17 protein-coding genes are annotated in these 20,163 nt (G+C 51.3%); 3 read left to right on the top strand and 14 right to left on the bottom strand.

All coding sequences use genetic code 11. The annotated features are described in order from the left end of the window. Positions 1-161 precede the first annotated feature (161 nt). Entirely contained in the window at positions 162-1,304 is a 1,143-nt protein-coding gene (locus EIZ48_RS06965; protein WP_160649617.1) for a Na/Pi symporter, read from the top strand. Positions 1,305-1,433: 129 nt separating this feature from the next. On the opposite strand, the gene EIZ48_RS06960 is transcribed toward EIZ48_RS06965, so the two are convergent. From EIZ48_RS06960 to rppH, 5 genes are all read right to left on the bottom strand, one after another. Further along, positions 1,434-2,285: a thymidylate synthase gene (locus EIZ48_RS06960; protein ID WP_160649615.1), complete on the bottom strand. Its 852-nt coding sequence runs from the start codon at positions 2,283-2,285 to the stop codon at positions 1,434-1,436. Positions 2,286-2,398: 113 nt separating this feature from the next. Further along, the gene (gene lgt, locus EIZ48_RS06955) at positions 2,399-3,205 is read right to left on the bottom strand and encodes a prolipoprotein diacylglyceryl transferase (protein WP_160649614.1); all 807 of its coding nucleotides are present in this window, start codon (positions 3,203-3,205) and stop codon (positions 2,399-2,401) included. A gap of 66 nt (positions 3,206-3,271) precedes the next feature. Further along, positions 3,272-4,075: a sulfite exporter TauE/SafE family protein gene (locus EIZ48_RS06950; RefSeq protein WP_160649612.1), complete on the bottom strand. Its 804-nt coding sequence runs from the start codon at positions 4,073-4,075 to the stop codon at positions 3,272-3,274. Between the two features lie 9 nt (positions 4,076-4,084). Then, positions 4,085-6,340, bottom strand: a complete 2,256-nt coding sequence (gene ptsP / locus EIZ48_RS06945) for a phosphoenolpyruvate--protein phosphotransferase (protein ID WP_160649610.1) — start codon at positions 6,338-6,340, stop codon at positions 4,085-4,087. A gap of 26 nt (positions 6,341-6,366) precedes the next feature. Continuing rightward, the gene (rppH, locus tag EIZ48_RS06940) at positions 6,367-6,888 is read right to left on the bottom strand and encodes an RNA pyrophosphohydrolase (RefSeq protein ID WP_160649608.1); all 522 of its coding nucleotides are present in this window, start codon (positions 6,886-6,888) and stop codon (positions 6,367-6,369) included. Between the two features lie 809 nt (positions 6,889-7,697). On the opposite strand from rppH, the gene mutH reads away from it, so the two are divergent. Next, positions 7,698-8,369: a DNA mismatch repair endonuclease MutH gene (gene mutH, locus EIZ48_RS06935; protein WP_160649606.1), complete on the top strand. Its 672-nt coding sequence runs from the start codon at positions 7,698-7,700 to the stop codon at positions 8,367-8,369. Here mutH and EIZ48_RS06930 read toward each other — a convergent pair. Further along, positions 8,361-8,663, bottom strand: a complete 303-nt coding sequence (locus EIZ48_RS06930; protein WP_075762552.1) for a DUF6482 family protein — start codon at positions 8,661-8,663, stop codon at positions 8,361-8,363. The genes mutH and EIZ48_RS06930 overlap by 9 nt on opposite strands. A 192-nt stretch (positions 8,664-8,855) precedes the next feature. Here EIZ48_RS06930 and EIZ48_RS06925 point away from each other — a divergent pair, with 192 nt between their 5' ends. Further along, positions 8,856-9,890: an NADP(H)-dependent aldo-keto reductase gene (locus tag EIZ48_RS06925; RefSeq protein WP_160649604.1), complete on the top strand. Its 1,035-nt coding sequence runs from the start codon at positions 8,856-8,858 to the stop codon at positions 9,888-9,890. A gap of 114 nt (positions 9,891-10,004) precedes the next feature. On the opposite strand, the gene EIZ48_RS06920 is transcribed toward EIZ48_RS06925, so the two are convergent. The 8 genes from EIZ48_RS06920 to dsbC all read right to left on the bottom strand — a co-directional run bounded on the left by EIZ48_RS06920 (position 10,005) and on the right by dsbC (position 20,132). Next, positions 10,005-10,250 (bottom strand): hypothetical protein, encoded by a 246-nt coding sequence (locus EIZ48_RS06920; protein WP_160649602.1) that lies wholly within the window; start codon positions 10,248-10,250, stop codon positions 10,005-10,007. A gap of 465 nt (positions 10,251-10,715) precedes the next feature. Continuing rightward, the gene (locus EIZ48_RS06915) at positions 10,716-12,053 is read right to left on the bottom strand and encodes a sigma-54-dependent transcriptional regulator (protein ID WP_160649600.1); all 1,338 of its coding nucleotides are present in this window, start codon (positions 12,051-12,053) and stop codon (positions 10,716-10,718) included. Positions 12,054-12,281: 228 nt separating this feature from the next. After that, positions 12,282-13,556, bottom strand: a complete 1,275-nt coding sequence (locus EIZ48_RS06910) for a dicarboxylate/amino acid:cation symporter (RefSeq protein ID WP_160649598.1) — start codon at positions 13,554-13,556, stop codon at positions 12,282-12,284. Between the two features lie 431 nt (positions 13,557-13,987). Continuing rightward, a complete protein-coding gene (locus EIZ48_RS06905; protein WP_160649597.1) occupies positions 13,988-14,401 on the bottom strand; it encodes a hypothetical protein in 414 nt (137 codons plus the stop codon). A gap of 157 nt (positions 14,402-14,558) precedes the next feature. Next, on the bottom strand, positions 14,559-16,067 hold the full coding sequence (gene lysS, locus EIZ48_RS06900) for a lysine--tRNA ligase (protein ID WP_160649595.1): 1,509 nt from the start codon (positions 16,065-16,067) through the stop codon (positions 14,559-14,561). 31 nt (positions 16,068-16,098) lie between these two features. Next, positions 16,099-17,197, bottom strand: a protein-coding gene (gene prfB / locus EIZ48_RS06895; protein ID WP_160649593.1) for a peptide chain release factor 2 whose coding sequence is annotated in 2 segments (ribosomal slippage) — positions 16,099-17,121 and positions 17,123-17,197 — 1,098 coding nt in all. Because the reading frame shifts where the segments join, the coding sequence is not laid out codon by codon here. A 235-nt stretch (positions 17,198-17,432) separates the two neighbouring features. Then, positions 17,433-19,157, bottom strand: coding sequence for a single-stranded-DNA-specific exonuclease RecJ (gene recJ / locus EIZ48_RS06890; protein WP_160649591.1), 1,725 nt, complete (start codon positions 19,155-19,157; stop codon positions 17,433-17,435). Between the two features lie 252 nt (positions 19,158-19,409). Beyond that, positions 19,410-20,132 (bottom strand): bifunctional protein-disulfide isomerase/oxidoreductase DsbC, encoded by a 723-nt coding sequence (dsbC, locus tag EIZ48_RS06885; protein ID WP_160649589.1) that lies wholly within the window; start codon positions 20,130-20,132, stop codon positions 19,410-19,412. Between the last annotated feature and the right edge of the window lie 31 nt (positions 20,133-20,163).

The following is a 20,163-nucleotide window of genomic DNA, read 5'->3' as shown; positions in this document are numbered from 1 at the left end:
AATAATTACACTTCCTCATCGTCTTGCTGGTCACAAAATAAGCACAAATTCACTTTATGACAGACAGTGTCATATTTCTGAAATATTCGATCTCTACCATCGCCTCCAGATTTCAAATAAATGAAACCCAAACGACATCTTCTTGTCATGGAGAAATGATTATGACTACCCAAGCCACTACTGCTGAGCCAATGAACAGCTCTATGCGCTGGGTCCGCTGGGCAAACCTGGCGTTCATGCTGTACGTTCTACTTGTTGCTGTCTCAATGGTCAGCAGCGGCTTTAAATGGTCGGTAGGCGAACAGGCTAAAACGCTGTTTGAATTTGCTTCCCACCCTATCGCCGGTCTGATGATTGGTCTGGTGGCAACATCGCTTATTCAGTCGTCCAGTACTGTTACTTCAATCATCGTCGGCCTTGTTGCTGGCGGCCTGCCGGTTGAGACGGCAATCCCAATGGTAATGGGTGCCAACATCGGTACAACCCTGACCAACACTCTGGTTAGCCTTGGCCATGCACGCTGCAAGGATGAGTTCCGTCGGGCGTTTGCAAGCGCAACAGTCCACGACTTCTTCAACCTGCTTGCTGTTGTGATCTTCCTGCCACTAGAGATGATGTTCGGCCTGCTAGACAAAGTATCGTCATGGCTGGTATCGCCGATGATGGATGCTGGCGATATGAGCATGAAGGGACTTAACTTCATGAAGCCGCTAACTAAGCCTGCCGTGGAAGTCGTAAAAGGCCCACTGGAAGCATTTGGCAACATGGGTGGCGTCGTTCTGATTTTCATCGGTATTGCTCTGATCTTCGTAGCAATTACGGCAATGGGCAAGCTAATGCGCAGCCTGATGGTTGGCCGTGCCCGTGAAATTCTCAAGAGTGCAATCGGTCGTGGCCCACTTCACGGTATCGCCTCTGGTTCAATCGTTACGATTCTGGTTCAGTCTTCTTCTACGACGACCAGCCTGATGGTACCGCTGGTAGGTACAGGAGTGCTGAAGGTACGTGATGTGTACCCTTTCACCCTGGGTGCCAACATCGGTACGTGTATCACAGCCCTGCTGGCTGCAACGGCAATCTCTGGCGACAATGCGGTATTTGCCCTGCAAATTGCTCTGGTACACCTGTCGTTCAACGTGCTGGCGACCCTGTTTATCTTTGGTATCCCGCTGCTACGTGAGCTACCACTGAAAGCCGCTTTCTTCCTAGGTGAGCTGGCGACCAAGAACAAAATGGCTGTTGCCGGCTACCTTGGCCTCGTCTTTGTTGCAATTCCGAGTACTATCCTGGCCGTGACGGCCTAAGTCCTCGCAACCACTACCAACGGTCCATCAAAAAAGCCCCGCATTGCGGGGCTTTTTGTTGTTCTGCATTTCTGTTCCGGGCAAGCAAAGTATTTCAGCTGCGGTTTTTTGTTACCCCGGGAAACAGTTTTATACAGAAAAAGGGTACTTGATTAGCTCGTGATGCTGGTAGCCCACCACTTCAAAGTCATCCATCGTCACCCAGGTTTCCAAATCTTCCAGCGTTTTGATGTCTGGGTTGATATTCAGCTGAGGTGAAGGAAACGGCTCGCGTTTAAGCTGAACATCTCGCATCAGCTCCAGTTGGTCTTCGTAGATGTGGGCGTTGATGATCTTGTGGTAAGCCTGACCTGGCTTCTTGCCCGTGATCTGTGCCATTAATGCCAGCAGAGTATAAACCTGGATCTGGTTGAAGTTCAGGCCGAGCGGTACATCGCAAGAACGCTGGTAGCTGGTCAGATACAGAGTATCGCCCAGTAGCGAGAATGTGTGGGTGTGCATGCACGGGCGCAGACAGCCCATATCAAATTCGCCCGGGTTATAGAACGTCAGGATCTCGCCGCGGTCATCAATGCCCCGACTGAGATCATCGACAATCTTGCGCAGCTGATCGATGGTCGAGCCATCCGGCTTTCGCCAGCTCCGCCCCTGAACCCCGTATACCCGGCCCATGTCATCGTGCCCCTTGCGGTGAGGGTTGTTCAGCCACGCCTGGTTATCGTTGGCATTCATGTCCCAGGTCTTGGTTCCCAGGGCCCTGAAGTCGGCGGCATTGTCATAACCGCGAATATAGCCCAGCAACTCCGCAATAGCCGCTTTCCAGTAGCTCTTGCGGGTTGTGATCAAAGGGAACTGGTTATTTGCCACATCATAGGTCAAGTCTGCATTTACCACCGTCAGGCAACGCTTGCCGGTTCGTTCATTCTCAATCCATACACCGTCATCGACAATCCGCTGACACAGATCCAAATATTGTTTCATCATCCTGCCCGTTAATTTCTCAGCTGTACCAGTAAGGTACAATTGCGCCCAATATTATCAGAATACAAAAAAGGCAGCACCCTTGAGTGCTGCCTTGGTCAAAACGTCTGCGCTTACGCAGTGGTATTTCTCGGCTGGGTTTTATACGCCCACAGCATCATCAGCAAACCACCGATCACCATCGGCAAAGACAGGATCTGCCCCATGCTGATCCAGCCGCCAAACAGCCCCAAATGGGCATCCGGCTCACGGAAGTACTCGACGATAAAACGGAAACTGCCGTAACCGAACAGGAACAGCCCCGACACCGCCCCGGCAGGGCGCGGTTTGCGAATAAACAGGTTCAGGATAATCAGCAATACCAGGCCCTCGAGGAAAAACTCGTAGAGCTGGGACGGGTGGCGCGGGAGCGGCCCGCCAGTCGGAAACACCATGGCCCATGGAACATCCGATGTGCGTCCCCACAACTCACCATTGATAAAGTTGCCCAAGCGGCCAACCCCCAGCCCAAACGGCACCAGCGGTGCGACGAAGTCTGCTACGTTGAAAAAGGTTCGCCCGTGCTTATAGGCATACCAGAACATCGCGGTAATGACACCGAGCAATCCGCCATGGAACGACATGCCGCCCGTCCATACCTTAAACAGATAAAGCGGATTATCCAGAAACAGGTCGAAGTTATAAAAGAGCACATAGCCGATGCGTCCGCCAAGGACGACACCGAGGAAGCCGGCAAATAGCAGATCGCTGACCTGTTCCCGGGTCCAGCCGCTGCCCGGCTTGTCCGCCCGGCGGTTGGCCAGCCACATGGCAAAGACAAACCCCAGCAGATACATCAAGCCGTACCAGCGTATCGCTAGCGGGCCAATCTCAATCAAAATCGGGTCAATATTTGGAAACGTCAAATAACCTTGGCTCATTCAATCTATCTCAGAAAGCAGGGAGGAAAGAAAACGCACCGTTTGCGCTCTTCCCGTCCTAATCAATTATCCCAAAAACATCTCCAAGCTGATAAACAGCAAGAAGACGGCAAATATCTTTTTCAATGTCATGGTCGGCAAACGGCTGACCAAAGCAGCACCATAACGGGTCGTGAGCATTGAGGTCATTACAATACCAAGCAATGCCGGAAGATACACATAACCAATACTCATCGGTGGCAGCGTCTCGTCACCGATGCCCGCGGTAATAAATCCCGCCATTCCCGCTACCGCAATCAGTGCCCCCGACAGTGAGGCACTGCCGATCGCGCGGCGCATTTCAACACCGTGCAAGCTGAGGTAAGGCACGGTCAACGACCCACCGCCAATCCCGGCCAGACTCGACACAACCCCAATGACCCCGCCACTGCATACCGTTGCCATTGGCCCGGGCAAAGGGCGCATACTGGTAAAACGCATCGACGCCAGCATTTGCAGTGCCAGCAGCAGCACAATCACGGCAAAAATTTTTGGCAACAGTGCCGTCGGAACCAGTTCGGCAATCACGCTACCGCCAAGGCCACCGATAATCACCCCTGGTGCCAGTGTTTTCACAATCGAGAAATCAACATTTCCCAACCTGATGTGATTACGGGCCGACGAGCCGGAGGTTAGTACAATACTGGCCAGCGAGGTCGCCAATGCAATATGCATTACCAGCTCACTGCCGACTCCTGCCCGAGGCAACAGCCATACCAGTGCAGGCACCACCACCAGTCCGCCTCCGATACCGAGCAAACCAGCCAGCAAGCCAACACCACTGCCCAGAACCAGGCACATGGCAAACAACCATAACGCATTATCTATCATCTTAACCTACTACTTACCGGCACGGATAAAGCCCCCCAAACCGCGCTCGTCAACAAACTCCGTCGTTTGGGCACGTACATCATCAGCGAATGTCGCCTGCAAAGCAAATCGGCTTAACTGCTCCATTTCGCTCACCGAAATATGGCGCAAAATATATTTAATCCGGGCAACATTGCGGGTGTTCATACTCAGGGAGCGATAACCCATTCCCACCAGCAACAGCGCTCCAATCGGATCACCGGCCAGTTCGCCACAGACACTAACCGGGATATTCAACCCCCGGCTGGTATCGATAATATGCTTCATGGCATGGAGCACGGCCGGATGCAATGCATCATAGACACTCGCAACCCGGGAATTGTTCCGGTCAACGGCGAGTAAATATTGCGTCAGGTCGTTGCTGCCGACCGAAATAAAATCGACCTTTCCTTTCAGCGCCGACAATTGGTACAAAATCGACGGCACCTCGATCATGATACCGATCCTAGGCCGCTTCAGTTCTTTCCCCTGCTCTTCAGCATATTTTGCCACTTCGACAAAGGCGCGCTCGATCAAGACCTTCGACTCGTCCAGCTCGGCAATGCCAGATATCATCGGGAGCAAAATATCCATATTTTCAAGGCCGATACTGGCCTTGAGCATAGCCCTGACCTGGATCAGAAAAATTTCGGGATGATCGAGCGTAAAGCGGATCCCCCGCCAGCCCAGAAAAGGGTTATCCTCTTCGATAGCCAAATACGGCAAAGGCTTGTCGCCCCCGACATCCAGGGTCCGCATCACCACCTGCTTATCACGGTAGGTCGATAAGATAGCCCGATACTGTACCGTCTGTTCTTCTTCCGACGGAAAACTACGCTGCAACAAGAAAGGCACTTCGGTTCGATACAGCCCGACCCCATCAACGCCCTGATTCACGGCAATACTGGTATCGGCGCTCAGGCCCGCATTCAGATGTATATGAATCCGCTGATTATCCTGGGTATAGGAGGCCTTGCCGAGTTCCTCCTCGACCGTTTTGGTCAGCTCGTCTTCTTCCTTGAGCAGCCGGTTATATTCTGCGAGGACATGCCGGTTGGGATTAACCAGAAAGTCTCCCCGGTACCCGTCAACAATGACCTTGCAGTTGTGCACTTTCTCGGGAACAAAATCGACCCCCATAATTGCTGGCAGGCCCAGCGCCCGCGATAGGATCGCGGCATGAGAGTTGGCGGCACCTTCCTGGGCGACAACCGCTGCCAGCTTGTCCCGCGGAATACTAGCCAGCATAGCCGCTGTCAGTTCACGGGTCAGCAGAACAACCGGTTCATCCCACTGGTGCTCGGCAACATCATCATTATGGAGGAAAAACAACAGGCGCTGGCCCAGCTCGCGAATATCCTGCGCCCGCTCTTTAAGGTAGTCGTCTTTCATATTGGCGAAGCGATCGGAATATGCCTCGACCACCTGACGGATCGCCCACTCGGCCTGATCGCCGGCGGCAATTTTGGCAAACAGATCTTTGCGCAGCATCGGATCATTGAGCAGGTGGCTGAACAGGTCGAAAATCGCCAGCGTCTCTTTGTGCAACTCGCTGTCAAAACGCTTACGCAGCCGGCGGAATTCGGCACTGGCAAGCTCAATCGCGATGCTCAGCCTTTCCTGCTCTGCCTCCAGATCGAGACAGGACGCCGGTGATACCTGTTCCAGTCGCGGCTGGTTATCATCCCACCAGGCACGGGCTACCGCGACCCCGGTCGAGGCAGCCGAACCAATCAGGTGCAGGCCGTCACGTTGATCCGGCCACATCCCCTGGGCCTTGGCATGGGCAAGGATCACCGCCAGCTGCGCCGCCAGCGTAACCATAAAGGACTCTTCGCTTTCATCGAACTCGCGTCGCTGCCGCTGCTGGATAACCAAAACACCCAGCACCTGGCGCTGGTGAATAATGGGAGTGCCAAAGAAGGAGCCGAAAGACTCTTCGCCAATACCGGGAAAATGTTTGAAATGGGGGTGATGCCGGGCATCGGCAACATTGATAGGCTCTGCGCGATTGCCGACCAGCCCCACCAGCCCTTCACCAAAAGCCAGCTGAATCTGGTAGTGGGGTTTGGTGAGTCCCTGCGTCGCCATCAGGGTAAACTGCTGTCGTTCGTGATCGGCAATATAGACAGAGCAACAGTCTGTCTTCATTGCCCGGCAGGTACTGACAACAAGCTGATCCAGCGCTTCAATTAAATTTGGGGCGCTTGCGACTTTTTCAACAATTTCTCTTAGCTGCGTCAGCATAGTAAACCTTATCCGGTAATCCTGAGTTATCCCCGCTTGCCTCTGCGCTTTATCTTGCGCTCTTTTCTCTCTTTGAAAGGCATGGCCATAGCCGCGAACTCCTTTAGTGCCCGCCGGTAGACATCACGCTTAAAGGACACGACCTGACGCACCGGGTACCAGTAACTCACCCAACGCCAACCATCAAACTCAGGCGTGCTGCCACGCTGCATATTCACCTTTGACTCATCACATTCCAGGCTGAGCAAAAACCATTTTTGCTTTTGCCCGATACAAACAGGTTTAGAGTCCCACCTTACAAGACGCTTCGGTAATTTATAACGTAGCCAATGCCGGCTTGACGCCAAAATTCGGACATCTTTCTTGGTAAGCCCTACTTCCTCATACAGTTCGCGGTACATGGCTTGTTCCGGGGTCTCCCCCTCATCAATGCCGCCTTGCGGAAACTGCCAGGAGTGTTGTCCATATCGTCGAGCCCAGAATACTTGGCCATGGCTATTACAGATCACAATCCCTACATTAGGGCGGTATCCATCGCCATCAATCACTGGACGACCTCAAGTATAAATCTCTATTAACAGTGATTTTTTCACAGACGATGCAACGGGTAAACAAACATTCTAATTAATAACCGTTTTTTCCTACCTAGCACTCAGTTTCTGGATAACTTCGAATGGCCGACGACTTTATAAACAGACAAATGAGACCTATGCCACATTTATACACGCTTTCTGTGGATAGATTTGTGCAGAAGCTCTATTTCAGCCTAATTCAAGCCAGTTTTTGTTTCGTGCCATTTCAAATGGCACATCAGAAACAATAGATAAAAACATATAAAAACAATAAATTAAATCATCACACAAAATAATTAACCCATGGTATTGAATGATCATCCATACCAAAAAAACAGATCGGTCAAAGATCAACCAACAACGCGTTTATCCACATCACTCATAGCCAACTGCTGATTTATCACTCAGCACAACGGATAAAATACCAACAAACACCTGGATAAATAACCAGATAGCGAGAAATTAAAATATTTATCCAATTATCCTGTGGATATCTTTGTGAAAGATCCTTACATTTTGCTTGTATAACCCTCTTCCTGCTAAGCCAAGCAGCAATTTGCAATCAATAAAAATGACTTTAAAATGATATTTTTCAGCACCTTAAAAGGAAATCTCATAATCTTCCGTGATGATCATCCACTCCGTGCAATTAGGATCGTGCATAAATTGACCACCCATTTATTCACAGCTGTCCCATCATTTCCCATACTCTTATCAGCATAGAGGGGCTATGCTAGTATGCTCGGCATCAGCGACTATTCACCTTAGAGTACCTTCGTACCGATATGCGTCCAACTCCCCAAACAGAGCAAGAGCTCCTTAGCCGCGCCCATGAACTGGCAGGATTGTCACTCGGCGAACTCGCCCAGGAGGCAGGTATTGTCACCCCTCCCGATCTAAAGCGGGACAAGGGCTGGGTCGGTCAATTGCTGGAGTGGCACCTCGGCGCCACCGCAGGCAGCAAGCCCGTACCGGACTTTATCGAGCTGGGTATCGAGTTGAAAACGATCCCGATCGGCTATAACGGCAAGCCGCTGGAAACCACTTTCGTCTGTGTGGCACCGCTCATTGGCCTTCAGGGACTCAGCTGGGAAAATAGCCATATCCGCCATAAGCTGGCCAAAGTACTGTGGATCCCTGTGGAGGGTGAGCGGGATATTGCCCTGGCCGATCGCCGCGTTGGCTCTCCCTTGCTATGGAGCCCGTCCCCGGATGAAGAACAGCGCTTGCGCCGGGACTGGGAAGAGTTGATGGATATGATCGTGCTCGGCCATGTCGAGAAAATTACAGCACGCCATGGCGAGATCCTGCAGCTTCGGCCAAAAGCAGCCAACAGCAAGGCGCTAACCGAGGCCTATGGTGCCGACGGACAACCGATAAAGACCCTGCCTCGCGGCTTTTATCTCAAGACCCACTTTACAGCAGAGCTGCTGGAGCGTTATTTCATCTTACAGTGAAATCGTCATGTCTTCCCGGCAGTCAGAGACCTTTCCGTCCGGAGAGAACTCATCATAGGGATCCGTCACCCGCAGTATCACCGAGGTGATCCCCAGCGGACGGAGGAGATCCTTGACCTGCTCGATGGACTGAAAGCGGACCATTTCGTCGTTGTCGTCCTTCAGCGGCTCAAGTTGGTGCTTAAACTCCACTTCCATCAGATAGTCCGAGCAACCGGCATAGCTGGTCACAATGCATTTAGGGACTTTGCCATCATCAACTTTAAGCCAGTGCTTCAACTGCGATAGTTTCATTATAGCTCCTCGGATCCTTACCCTGACGATCAAACATTATTGTTATATCAGTCTATAACTATGTGCCACGTTAACCATATCGGCAAGGTGAAACCGATAGCTTCCCCAACAAGCCCAGCATCAATGCCGGCCTTCTCACCCACGGACAGACAGGTTATATTCAATAGATAGCAATCAGTCCAAGGAGGGCTTATGGAATATCATCGACTCCCCCACTCATCGCTCGACGTCAGCAAAATCTGTCTCGGCACCATGACGTTTGGCGAGCAGAACAACGAATCGGAAGCGCACAGCCAGCTAGATTTCGCGTTTGAACGCGGTGTCAACTTTATTGATACCGCCGAGATGTATCCGGTTCCGCCGACGGCCGACACGCAGGGACTGACCGAAACCTATATCGGTAACTGGCTAGCCAAATCCGGCAAGCGAGACAAAGTGGTACTGGCAACCAAAGTGGCCGGCCCAAGGGGACTTCCTTATATCCGTGACAATATGGCACTGGACCGCCGCAATATTCACGACGCTGTCGAAACCAGTCTCAACCGGCTGCAAACCGATTATATCGACCTCTATCAGCTTCACTGGCCGCAGCGGGAAACCAACTGCTTCGGCAGCCTTAACTACCAATATGCGGATGATCATTCCGGCGTGACGCTGACCGACAGCCTGGAAGCCCTGGCCGAGCTGGTGCGAAGCGGTAAAATTCGCTATATCGGGCTCTCCAACGAAACACCGTGGGGCGTTATGTCATTTCTTCGCCTTGCCGAGAAACACAACCTTCCTCGGGTCATTACTATCCAGAATCCGTATAACCTGCTCAACCGTAGCTTCGAGATCGGGTTGTCGGAAATCAGCCATCATGAAGGCGTCGAACTGCTTGCCTACTCCCCCTTGGCATTCGGAACGCTAAGCGGCAAGTATCTCGATGGTGCCCGGCCGGACGGTGCCCGTTGCACCCTGTTCGAGCGATTCTCACGCTACTTTAATTCGCAGGGGCTGGCCGCCACCCAGGCCTATATCGATGTCGCCAACAGGCACGGTCTGGATCCGGCCAGGATGGCGCTCGCCTTCGTCAATCAGCGTCCTTTCGTCGCGTCGACAATTATAGGAGCCACCAACCTCGATCAGCTGGAAGCCAATATCGACAGTGTCAACCTCACGCTCGACAGCGAGGTGCTGGCCGATCTGGAAGCTGTCGGCGTCACCTACTCCAACCCTTGCCCGTAGGCACCTCCGTATAATCCTTTGAAAAAGCAAAGCCCCCGTCAGACGGGGGCTTGATAGTATTGTGCTTTATCCATTACGCCTTGCTCGCTACGTATTAAGAGCAAGGCGTTACGATTATGTCACGAGTCTAGACTTATACTCTCGCCTTAGGTGACGGATCATACGACCGGCTTTATCGGACAACAAGTAGTTTTCCACCCGGTAGTCTTTACCCACACCGATATCTTGCAGCAAGTGCTCAGACAGGTGAGGGATATCCAAACGGATCCGGCGGTGTGCGCGACGCCATGCGGCATCCTCGCGATGGACGTCAAGACGAACTAACAAGACTGCGATACGTAAATAGACAGATTGGCGCATAGTAGTGCTCTCCATTAATTAGATAATAAGAGGGACACGGATACTGCCGTAGTAAGCTGACAATTTGACTCGCCGCGACAGATATCCGCGGCCCATTTACACAGCGAATTGCTGTTAGTGGTTGGTGTACTTCAAGAGATCACCAGCAGGACGCAGACATTTCAAGATACTGATAGTCATCATGTTTTCCTCCTGGTAATAAATAAGAAAGGGATAAAGCTGGGGTAATTTTAACCAGCAGAACGAATAAAACAAGCATATATTAGCACTTAATTGCATAAAAATACTTTATGCTGAGATAACAGGTCCAAACATGGATATCCGCCGGAGATAGCGCCTTTCTGATGAATAATGCAGCATAAAACAATCACTGATTTTTATACAAAAGGGACGTTTGTCTTTATTCTCAATCGATTAACGCTAGCCGCAAACAATAAAAGCGCCCAGAGGCGCTTTCGGCAATCATCAGCTTTGTCGGAAATGCCGGGGGGGCGGTACAAGATCATGCTTATTCAGCAACCGGTACATCGTCGCCCGCGATACGCCCAGCTCACGGGCGGCAGCAGAAATCTGGCCTTTGTTATTCTCCAGTACCGATAGCAACGCACAGCGCTCAGACTCCTCGCGAATCGTCTTCAGACTCTGCTTGTCATCGCTCAGCCGCGGGAGATCCAGGTGATCGGCTTCGATCACCTTGCTCTCCGCCAGCAATATCGCTCGCTTCAGCTGACTGATCAGTTCACGGACATTACCCGGCCACGGGTAGCTCAATATCAGTTTCTGCGCTTCGTCCGACAGGGACTTGGCCATACTGTTATATTGGCGGGCAAACTTCAGCAACAGGTACTCTGCCAGCAGCACGATATCTTCTCCCCTATCCCGAAGAGCCGGTACAGCCAAGCCTAAGACGTTCAGGCGATAATACAGATCCTCGCGTATTTTACCTTCGGCCAGTAACTCTTCGAGCGTATGACGGGTTGATACAATCAGGCGAAGATCCGATGTTACCTGCCGCCCGCACACTGTCGTAAAGCAGCCATCCTGCAACAAGCGCAATAGCTCTTGCTGGCGTTCATCATCCAACATGGAGATTTCATCAAGAAATAATACCCCTTTATCGGCGGCCCCAAAGCAACACCGGCCGGCATTGCTCAGGCTGCCCTCGTCAATCAACCAAGAATCATTAAGTGCCTCGCAGCTAACAGTGACGAAGGCCCCCTTGGCCCGAGTCGAGGCCTGATGGATCGCCTGAGCCACCAGCTCTTTGCCCGTCCCGATTTCACCCTGTACAAATACCGGCATATCAGCGGCAGCCATACGTTTCACCTGATGGCGAAGCTTTTTCATGACAGTGGTATTGCCCTGCAGCCCATGCTGACCGAACTGCCCAAGCTCCGGCCACACCTTGCGTTCCAGCCTCAGCATCCCCAACTGGTGACCAATGGTTTTGAGCAACTGGGACTCAGGTACCGGGGAGGTAAAATAATCGATACAGAAGTTGACGATAAACTGACAGGTCGCCTCGGTATCCAGTTGCTCCTCGCGGACCAGTGCCAGCCAGCGTGCCTGCTTGTTGCGGTTAACCACCCCGGCAATACCATTGAGGCTAAAGTTATCCTGCGTCAGGTCAACCACACCGATACAGGGGCCAACCTCCAATAGCAGCGACTCGGCAGTTCGAAGATCACTGCAGCGATAGCAACGCCACCCCGCCTGTTCCAGTGTCGTTATCCAGGGTATATTGTCGCCCCCTAGAACGATTAATGTTCCCAGGGCTGAAGCTCGCTTCAATTCTGTCTTCATTCCGTTACCGCCTTTCCATCTGCCAGTACTCAAACATCAAATCCGGTTGCGAACGGCTTTGGCCTATCGTTGTAAAAATTCTGCTTATTTGATGATAAGTCGCTCTCGCAAAATAATGCAACTCGTTTACTATTATAATCAATATCTTGGTAATGGTTTCACATTATTTATCGTCCCAAAACGCAAAAAGCGCCCGAAGGCGCTTTTAAATCATCATCTTACTGTGAGTTAACTCACTGTTGCCGTTGCAGGCTGGGCATCGTTTTCCTCAACACCAATTTCGTTTTCACTCTTAGCAACAATGGTGTTGACTGCGGTATCACCGACTACGTTCGAGCTGGTACAGAACATATCATTGATACGGTCAACAGCAGCAACAATCGCCAGACCTTCTGGTGGCAAGCCCAGTTGGTGAAGCAGCACGCCAACCATTACTACACCGCCGCCCGGTACACCACCAGCACCGATAGACAGAAGCAAAATGGTCAGTCCGAGAGTAAACAGGTCAGCACTGTTGATTGGCTGGCCGAATGCATTTGCGACAAAGATAGTCGCCAACGCAATGTAGATGGATACACCAGACATGTTCATGGTCGCACCCAGCGGCACACCGAAACCTGCCACTGACTTAGAGACGCCAATTTTGTCTGTCAGGGTACGCATTGTCACCGGAATCGTCGCGTTAGAGCTAGCCGTTGATAGCGAGAACAGGATCTGCTCGCGAGTATGACGCAGGAACTGAGCCGGCTTGATGCCCGTTGTCAGGCCAACCATCATTGGGTAGAAGAAGAAAATCCAGAATACCAGCATCGCAACAACCAGCGCGACATAACCCGCAACCGACATCAGCGTATTGGCATCCAGCGTTGCACCTAGCTGAATCATCAGGGCAAATACACCATATGGTGCCAGACCCATTACCAGGCCAACCAGCTTCATCATGATTTCGTTTGCCATCTTGAATGTCTTGATGGCAGGGCCACCACGGCTATCAAGCGCCTGAATTGCAAGACCTGTCAGAATCGCCATGAAGATAATCTGCAGCATATCTCCACTTGCAAAAGCTTGTACTGGGTTACTTGGTACGATGTTAACAATCAGTGAGAAAATATCCGGTGTTTCAGTGGTTGTCAGAGTAACCGTTTCTGATACCGTCCCGGCAAGGTTCGCGTCAGCGCCTGGCTGGAAAATCATCCCAACCGTCAGTGCTGCGGTGATCGCAATAATGGTATTAATAATGTAAAGACCAAAGGTTTTACCACCCAAGCGACCAAATGCCGTAATGTCTTTCAGGTCAACGATACCGCAGACGATCGAGACATATACCAATGGCACAACCAGTAGTTTGATCAGTGATACGAACATACCGCCAGCACCTTCAGCCAGGCCAAGTACATAAGTATCCATCAGTGTCACGCCGTTAAACAGGTACTGAATCGCGGTACCTATAATCAGACCAGCAAATAGGCCTGCGAATATTTTTCCTGATAGCGATTTCTTCATCGTCCATCTCCAGTAGGTTGTGCTTGTTAATGTTTCGCTTACTTCCTGTTCCCACTGTTCCTCGTGGGTTGGGCGACATTTTACACAGTTAAATTCGACTGGAAAGAACAAATTTTACAAATAAACTACAATTAAAACACAAAATTAAACACTATTAGATCAGACAAATCACAGCACAACAAACTAATTCATTTAGATATCTGTAACTTATAGACACGAGGAATAGAATAAAATTCGCAGAATATCATTCTGTTAAGACGGTTGAAAAATACTGTTAATGTGAATCCAATCACACACAATAATCCACTATAGGAATAAAAAGTGAACATTTTCCACTATTGGAAATTGGAGAGGAGGGAGGAGAAAAAACAACATTTCCAATGCCGAATGAATACACCTCGGCAAGGGAAAGGTAGGCAGTATTAGCTGTTCTAAGACTGCTCTAGCTGATGACAGGTGCCTTTTGTAACAATATCAGTAGTGAAACCGCCATTGCCGGCATACCAGTAACGCACACCCAGACCATTGTCAATCTCATGGCCAAAGGTCTCACAAACATACGGAAAAATATCCTTTTCCGCTTCCGATTTTCGCACATCCCAATACCAGCGCGGATTAGGTAAGCGATAGATAACCGTCAGCAGGGACGTCTCTTCCTCAAACTGGAACGTCTGGACGCCACCACGAAACGGCGTAGAAGGTAGATCATTTAGATGCTTAAGCTCCTCCTTGTACGCATCAGGCAGATTACCACTGTAATCCGATGGCGGCGGAACCAGTTTTGTCGACATACAGCCAGACAGCAAGACGGCAGAAATAGCCAATGACGCTATACGGAATTTCATGAGGATCCCTTTTAGTTATTGATTGCGTGTATCATTTGAATGCAATGATACACAAACACAATGCAACAAGGGACACTTGACAGTATAAATTGCTGATACACTACATAAAAAAAGCCACCTTTACGGTGGCTTTCGATAATTAAGCTCAGCTTAGCGCTTACTGGCCGTTCTGCGGACGCATTGCCGGGAACAGGATCACGTCACGGATGGTGTGCGTGTTGGTAAACAGCATCGCCAGACGGTCGATACCAATCCCCTGGCCCGCTGTCGGCGGCAGACCGTGCTCCAGTGAAGTGATGTAATCGGCATCGTAGAACATTGCCTCGTCATCACCTGCATCTTTCGCTTCAACCTGTGCCTTGAAGCGCGCATCCTGGTCTTCAGCATCGTTAAGCTCAGAGAAACCATTCGCCACTTCACGGCCACCAATGAAGAACTCAAAGCGGTCAGTAAAGAACGGGTTGTCATCGCTACGGCGTGCCAGTGGCGAAATGTCTGCCGGGTAGCCCGTAATGAAAGTCGGCTGGATCAGTTTCGGCTCAGCCGTTTCACCGAAGATTTCCTCAAGCAGCTGACCACAGGTCCAGAAATCTTCTACTTCAACGTAAACTGACTTGGCAATAGAGACCATCAGCTCGCGGTTCTGCAGATCTTCTTCTGTCAGCGCCTGGATTTGCTCGTGGTTCGGGTTATAGTGCTTGATTGCCTCGAACATGCTCATACGAGTGTATGTGCCGCCAAACTCAACCATTTCGTCACCGTAAGGCATAGACGTCGAGCCCAGTACCTCTGTCGCAACGGCTGACAGCATCTCTTCGGTCAGATCCATCAGATCTTTATAGTCCGCGTACGCCATATAGAATTCCATCATTGTGAATTCCGGGTTGTGACGTGGCGACAGACCTTCGTTACGGAAGTTACGGTTGATTTCGAACACGCGCTCAAAGCCACCTACAACCAGACGCTTCAGGTACAGCTCAGGAGCAACACGCAGATACATATCGATATCCAGCGCATTATGGTGAGTGATAAACGGACGTGCTGTTGCACCACCCGGGATCACGTGCATCATCGGTGTTTCTACTTCCATGAACTGCTTAGAGACCATGAAGTTACGGATAGCCGTTACCAGCTTAGAACGGATGATGAAAGCGGTACGAGACTCATCGTTCACAATCAGGTCAACATAACGCTGACGGTAACGCATTTCCTGATCGGTCAGGCCGTGGAATTTCTCAGGTAGAGGACGTAGCGCCTTAGTCAGCAACTCGTACTCGTTCATGTTCACGTAAAGATCACCTTTACCTGACTTATGAAGCTCACCTTTCACACCGATGATGTCACCGATATCCAGACCCGAGTATTTCTCTTTCAGCGCTTTCTGAACCGTTTTATCTGCATAAGCCTGAATGCGGCCAGACACATCCTGAATCGCCAGGAATGGGCCACGTTTAGCCATTACACGGCCAGCAATCGCAACCACGTTGCCCGCTTCTGCCAGTTCTTCTTTAGATAACTCGCCGAATTTAGCCTGCAGGTCTGCCGCTAGGCTATCGCGACGGAAATCGTTCGGGTGGCCGTTTGCCTTACAGTTGTCGCGGATCATATCCAGTTTCGCGCGACGTTCGGCTATCAGCTTATTCTCATCTTGTACTTGATCTGTCATGGTGAACCCTTAAATAGTTAACCGAATTCGGTTACAGACCTGATTTCAGGCTAGCTTCAATAAAACGGTCTAAATCGCCGTCAAGTACCGCTTGGGTATTTCGATTTTCTACCCCGGTACGTAAATCTTTAATTCGGGAGTCATCCAGAACGTATGAACGGATCTGGCTGCCCCAGCCGATGTCGGACTTGGAGTCTTCGTTGGCTTGCTTCTCAGCATTTTGCTTTTGCATCTCAAGCTCGAACAGCTTCGCTTTCAGCTGTTTCATCGCCTGATCTTTGTTCTTGTGCTGAGAACGGTCATTCTGGCACTGCACCACGGTATTAGTCGGAACGTGAGTAATACGCACCGCCGACTCGGTAGTGTTGACGTGCTGACCACCCGCACCTGACGCACGGTATACATCAATACGCAGATCGGAAGGGTTGATCTCGATAGCGATGTTGTCATCCACTTCTGGATAGATAAACGCAGAGGCAAACGAAGTATGACGGCGGCCGCCTGAATCAAATGGCGATTTACGGACCAAGCGGTGAACACCGGTTTCCGTGCGCAGCCAGCCGTAAGCGTACTCGCCGCTGATGCGGACAGTCGCAGACTTCAAGCCCGCCACTTCACCTTCAGACACTTCAATCACTTCCGTCTTGAAGCCCTTGGCATCAGCCCAGCGCAGGTACATACGCAGCATCATCGACGTCCAGTCTTGCGCCTCGGTACCACCCGAACCCGCCTGAAGATCGATATAACAATCTGATTCGTCGTGATCGCCGGCAAACATACGTCGGAACTCCAGCTTGGCCAGCTTGGCTTCCAGTTCTGCCAGTTCCGGTTCGATCTCGTCAAACGTCTCCTGATCGCTCTCTTCTATCGCCAGCTCAAGCAGACCTTCGACGTCTTCAACGCCCTGATCCAGCTGATCGATAGTATCAACTACAGCCTCAAGGGCTGCGCGTTCTTTACCCAGAGCCTGAGCACGTTCTGGCTCATTCCATACATCTGGTTGCTCTAGTTCTGCATTGACCTCTTCTAGACGCTCACTTTTGGCATCATAGTCAAAGGTACCCCCTAAGGACATCAGTACGTGCTGACACATCCTCAAGTCGGTTTTTAATAGGATTAATCTCGAACATTGCCACTCTTCATAGCCGAAATGGACGTAACCGGAGGATTCTATCGAATTGTTGATAGAATATACAGAGCGGAAGAAAGGTTATCGGTGAATTTATTTTATAAGCACGGTCACAGAAACAGTGTCGTCACCAACTTGAAATATTTTCTTTACCCGCTAGGGCATCAGATAAAGAGTGAATGGGATCACAGGGCAGACAACCGGCTTTCTGCCCCAGGCTAATTACGACTGCAATGCTACTGCGCTTCGATATGTTCAACCATCAGCTGGGCGCTGCAGTTTCCCCGGAACTCATTGACATCCAGACGATATACCAGCTGAACCTGCTGGACAGAGGCATCCGGCCAGCGACGGATATCGATATTGAAGGCAATCCCGTCGATAACATTGCCACCGTCAATGGGCTCCAGCATCATCTTGAGGTGCTTGCCCCCCACCAGCTTCTGGTGCAGAAGGCGAAACTTACCGTCAAACATCGGCTCGGGAAACTGCTGTCCCCAAGGGCCGCCCGAACGCAACAGCTCGGCCGTTTGCAGGTTGAGCTCGTTACGATCCAGCTCGCCGTCAGTCAACAACACACCTTTAAGGGCATCTTCATCCAGCTCGTTACGCACCGCCTGATCAAACGCCTTGCTAAAAGCCGCCAGCTTGTCTTCGGGAATGGTCAGCCCGGCCGCCATGGCGTGGCCGCCGAACTTGGTGATCAGTCCCGGGTTTTGGGTATCAATCAAATCAAGAACATCGCGCATGTGCAGGCCGGGAATCGAACGACACGACCCTTTGATATCGCCGTTTCCGGCATCGGCAAAGGCAATCACCGGCCGGTGGTACAACTCCTTGATCCGGGATGCCAGGATCCCTATCACGCCCTGGTGCCAATCGCGCTGGAACAGCGCCAGGCCATAGGGCATATCTTGCTGGTTGAATTTAAGGCGCTCACAAATAGCCAGAGCCTCTTCTTTCATACCATGTTCGATTTCCTTGCGGGTCTGGTTGAGGGCATCCAGCTCCGAGGCCATTCGTCGCGACGCCTGGATATTGTCGCAAAGCAACAGCTCGACCCCGAACGACATATCATCGAGCCGGCCTGCCGCGTTGATCCGCGGCCCGAGGGCAAAGCCCAAATCACTCGAGACCAGCCTGGCCGGATCCCGGTTGGCCACTTCAATTAGCGCCCGGATACCCGGTCGGCACTTTCCGGCACGGATACGCTGCAGCCCCTGATGGACCAAGATACGGTTGTTACCATCCAGCGCCACCACATCGGCCACTGTCCCCAGAGCCACCAAATCCAGCAATTCGGCCAAGTTAGGCTCTGCAATTCCCTGTTGGGCAAACCAGTCCCCCTGGCGCAGCTCGGCCCGTAAGGCCAGCATCAGATAAAACGCCACCCCGACGCCGCAAAGTGACTTGGACGGAAAATCGCACTCGTGCAAATTGGGATTAACAATCGCATCGGCCTGCGGCAACTCACTCCCCGGCAAGTGGTGATCAGTCACCAGCACCTGTATTCCCTTGGCCTTGGCCGCAGCGACTCCCGAAATCGACGAGACGCCGTTATCTACCGTCATGATCAGCTCGGCCCCCCGGTCCTCGGCCTGGGCCACCACCTCCGGACTTAGCCCGTACCCGTCATCAAAACGGTTAGGCACCAGGTAATCGACGTTACTACAGCCCAGCATCTTTAGCGCCAGTACCGACAATGCCGAACTGGTTGCGCCATCAGCATCAAAATCACCGACGATAATAATTCGACGGTTATCTGCCAGTGCCGACACCAACAGCTTGACCGCCGGCTCAATACCGTGGAGCTGGTTAAAGCCCAGCAGTCCCCGGGCACCTCGCTCGAGATCAGCATCTCCGGCCAAACCTCGGCTGGCGTAAATTCGCTTTAGCAGCGGGTGAATAGCATCGGAAAAACCGGCGGTATCAGCCGGGGGACGGCGTTTTATTTCAATCATAACAGGGCTAAGTCTATGCTGGGTAAGTACCCTGTGCTAAGCACGAGGGATAAGGGTTCTAGGTTCTAGGTTCTAGGTTCTAGGTTCTAGGTTCTAGGTTCTAGGTTCTAGGTTCTAGGTTCTAGGTTCTAGGTTCTAGGTTCTAGGTTCTAGGTTCTAGGTTCTAGGTTCTAGGCATTATAGGCGCTACACCAAATATAAAAAACCCGAATTCGATTTCTCGAATTCGGGTTGTTTATTGAAGTACAAAAGTTAGCTACGGCTGTCCAGCATCTTACGTAACATACCCGCTGGCTGATAGCCCGGGAGCATTGTACCGTCTTCCAGCACCATTGCCGGCGTACCGCTGACGCCCATCGCCACGCCTAGCTGGTAGTGCTTACGTACAAGATCTTCGCGCTGGGCAATGCCGGTAATATCGAACTGGCCGTTCTTCGCCTCGTCCATTGCCTTGGCGGTATCTTTGGCTCCCCAGATAGCACTCATCTCTGCAAAGTTGCGCGAACGCTCGCCACCGCGTGGGAAGGCCAGATAACGAATAGTGATACCGGCATCGTTGTAGGACTGCATTTCGTTATGTAGTTTGCGGCAGTAGCCACAACTGGTATCGGTAAATACAGTAACGACATATTTCTCGTCTTTGGCCGGGTAGACAATCATCTCGCCTTCCATGCCTGCCAGCTTGGCCTTGTTCAACTTGGCCATTTTCTGCTCGGTCAGGTTGACTGGCTGAGCACTATCATTTTGGTATAACTGACCTGCCAGGAAATAGTTACCATCATCAGAGACATAAATAATTCCGCGGTCTGTCACTACCTCATTCAGACCGGCTAGTGGCGATGGTGTAATTGAGACTGGGGCCAGCCCAAGGCCACTGAGTTTCGTCTTGATTGCAGCATCATCAGGTTTAGCCGCTGCTGTAAACGCAGTCAGTGCTACAGCAGTTGCAAGAATCGTACGGCCAAAAAAGTGCATTCGACTATTTCCTTTCAGCAAAATTATGGAT

Origin of the sequence: Photobacterium alginatilyticum (genome assembly GCF_009910675.1) — a bacterium.
GTDB lineage: Bacteria > Pseudomonadota > Gammaproteobacteria > Enterobacterales > Vibrionaceae > Photobacterium > Photobacterium alginatilyticum.
This window is presented reverse-complemented; position numbering and strand designations above follow the sequence as displayed.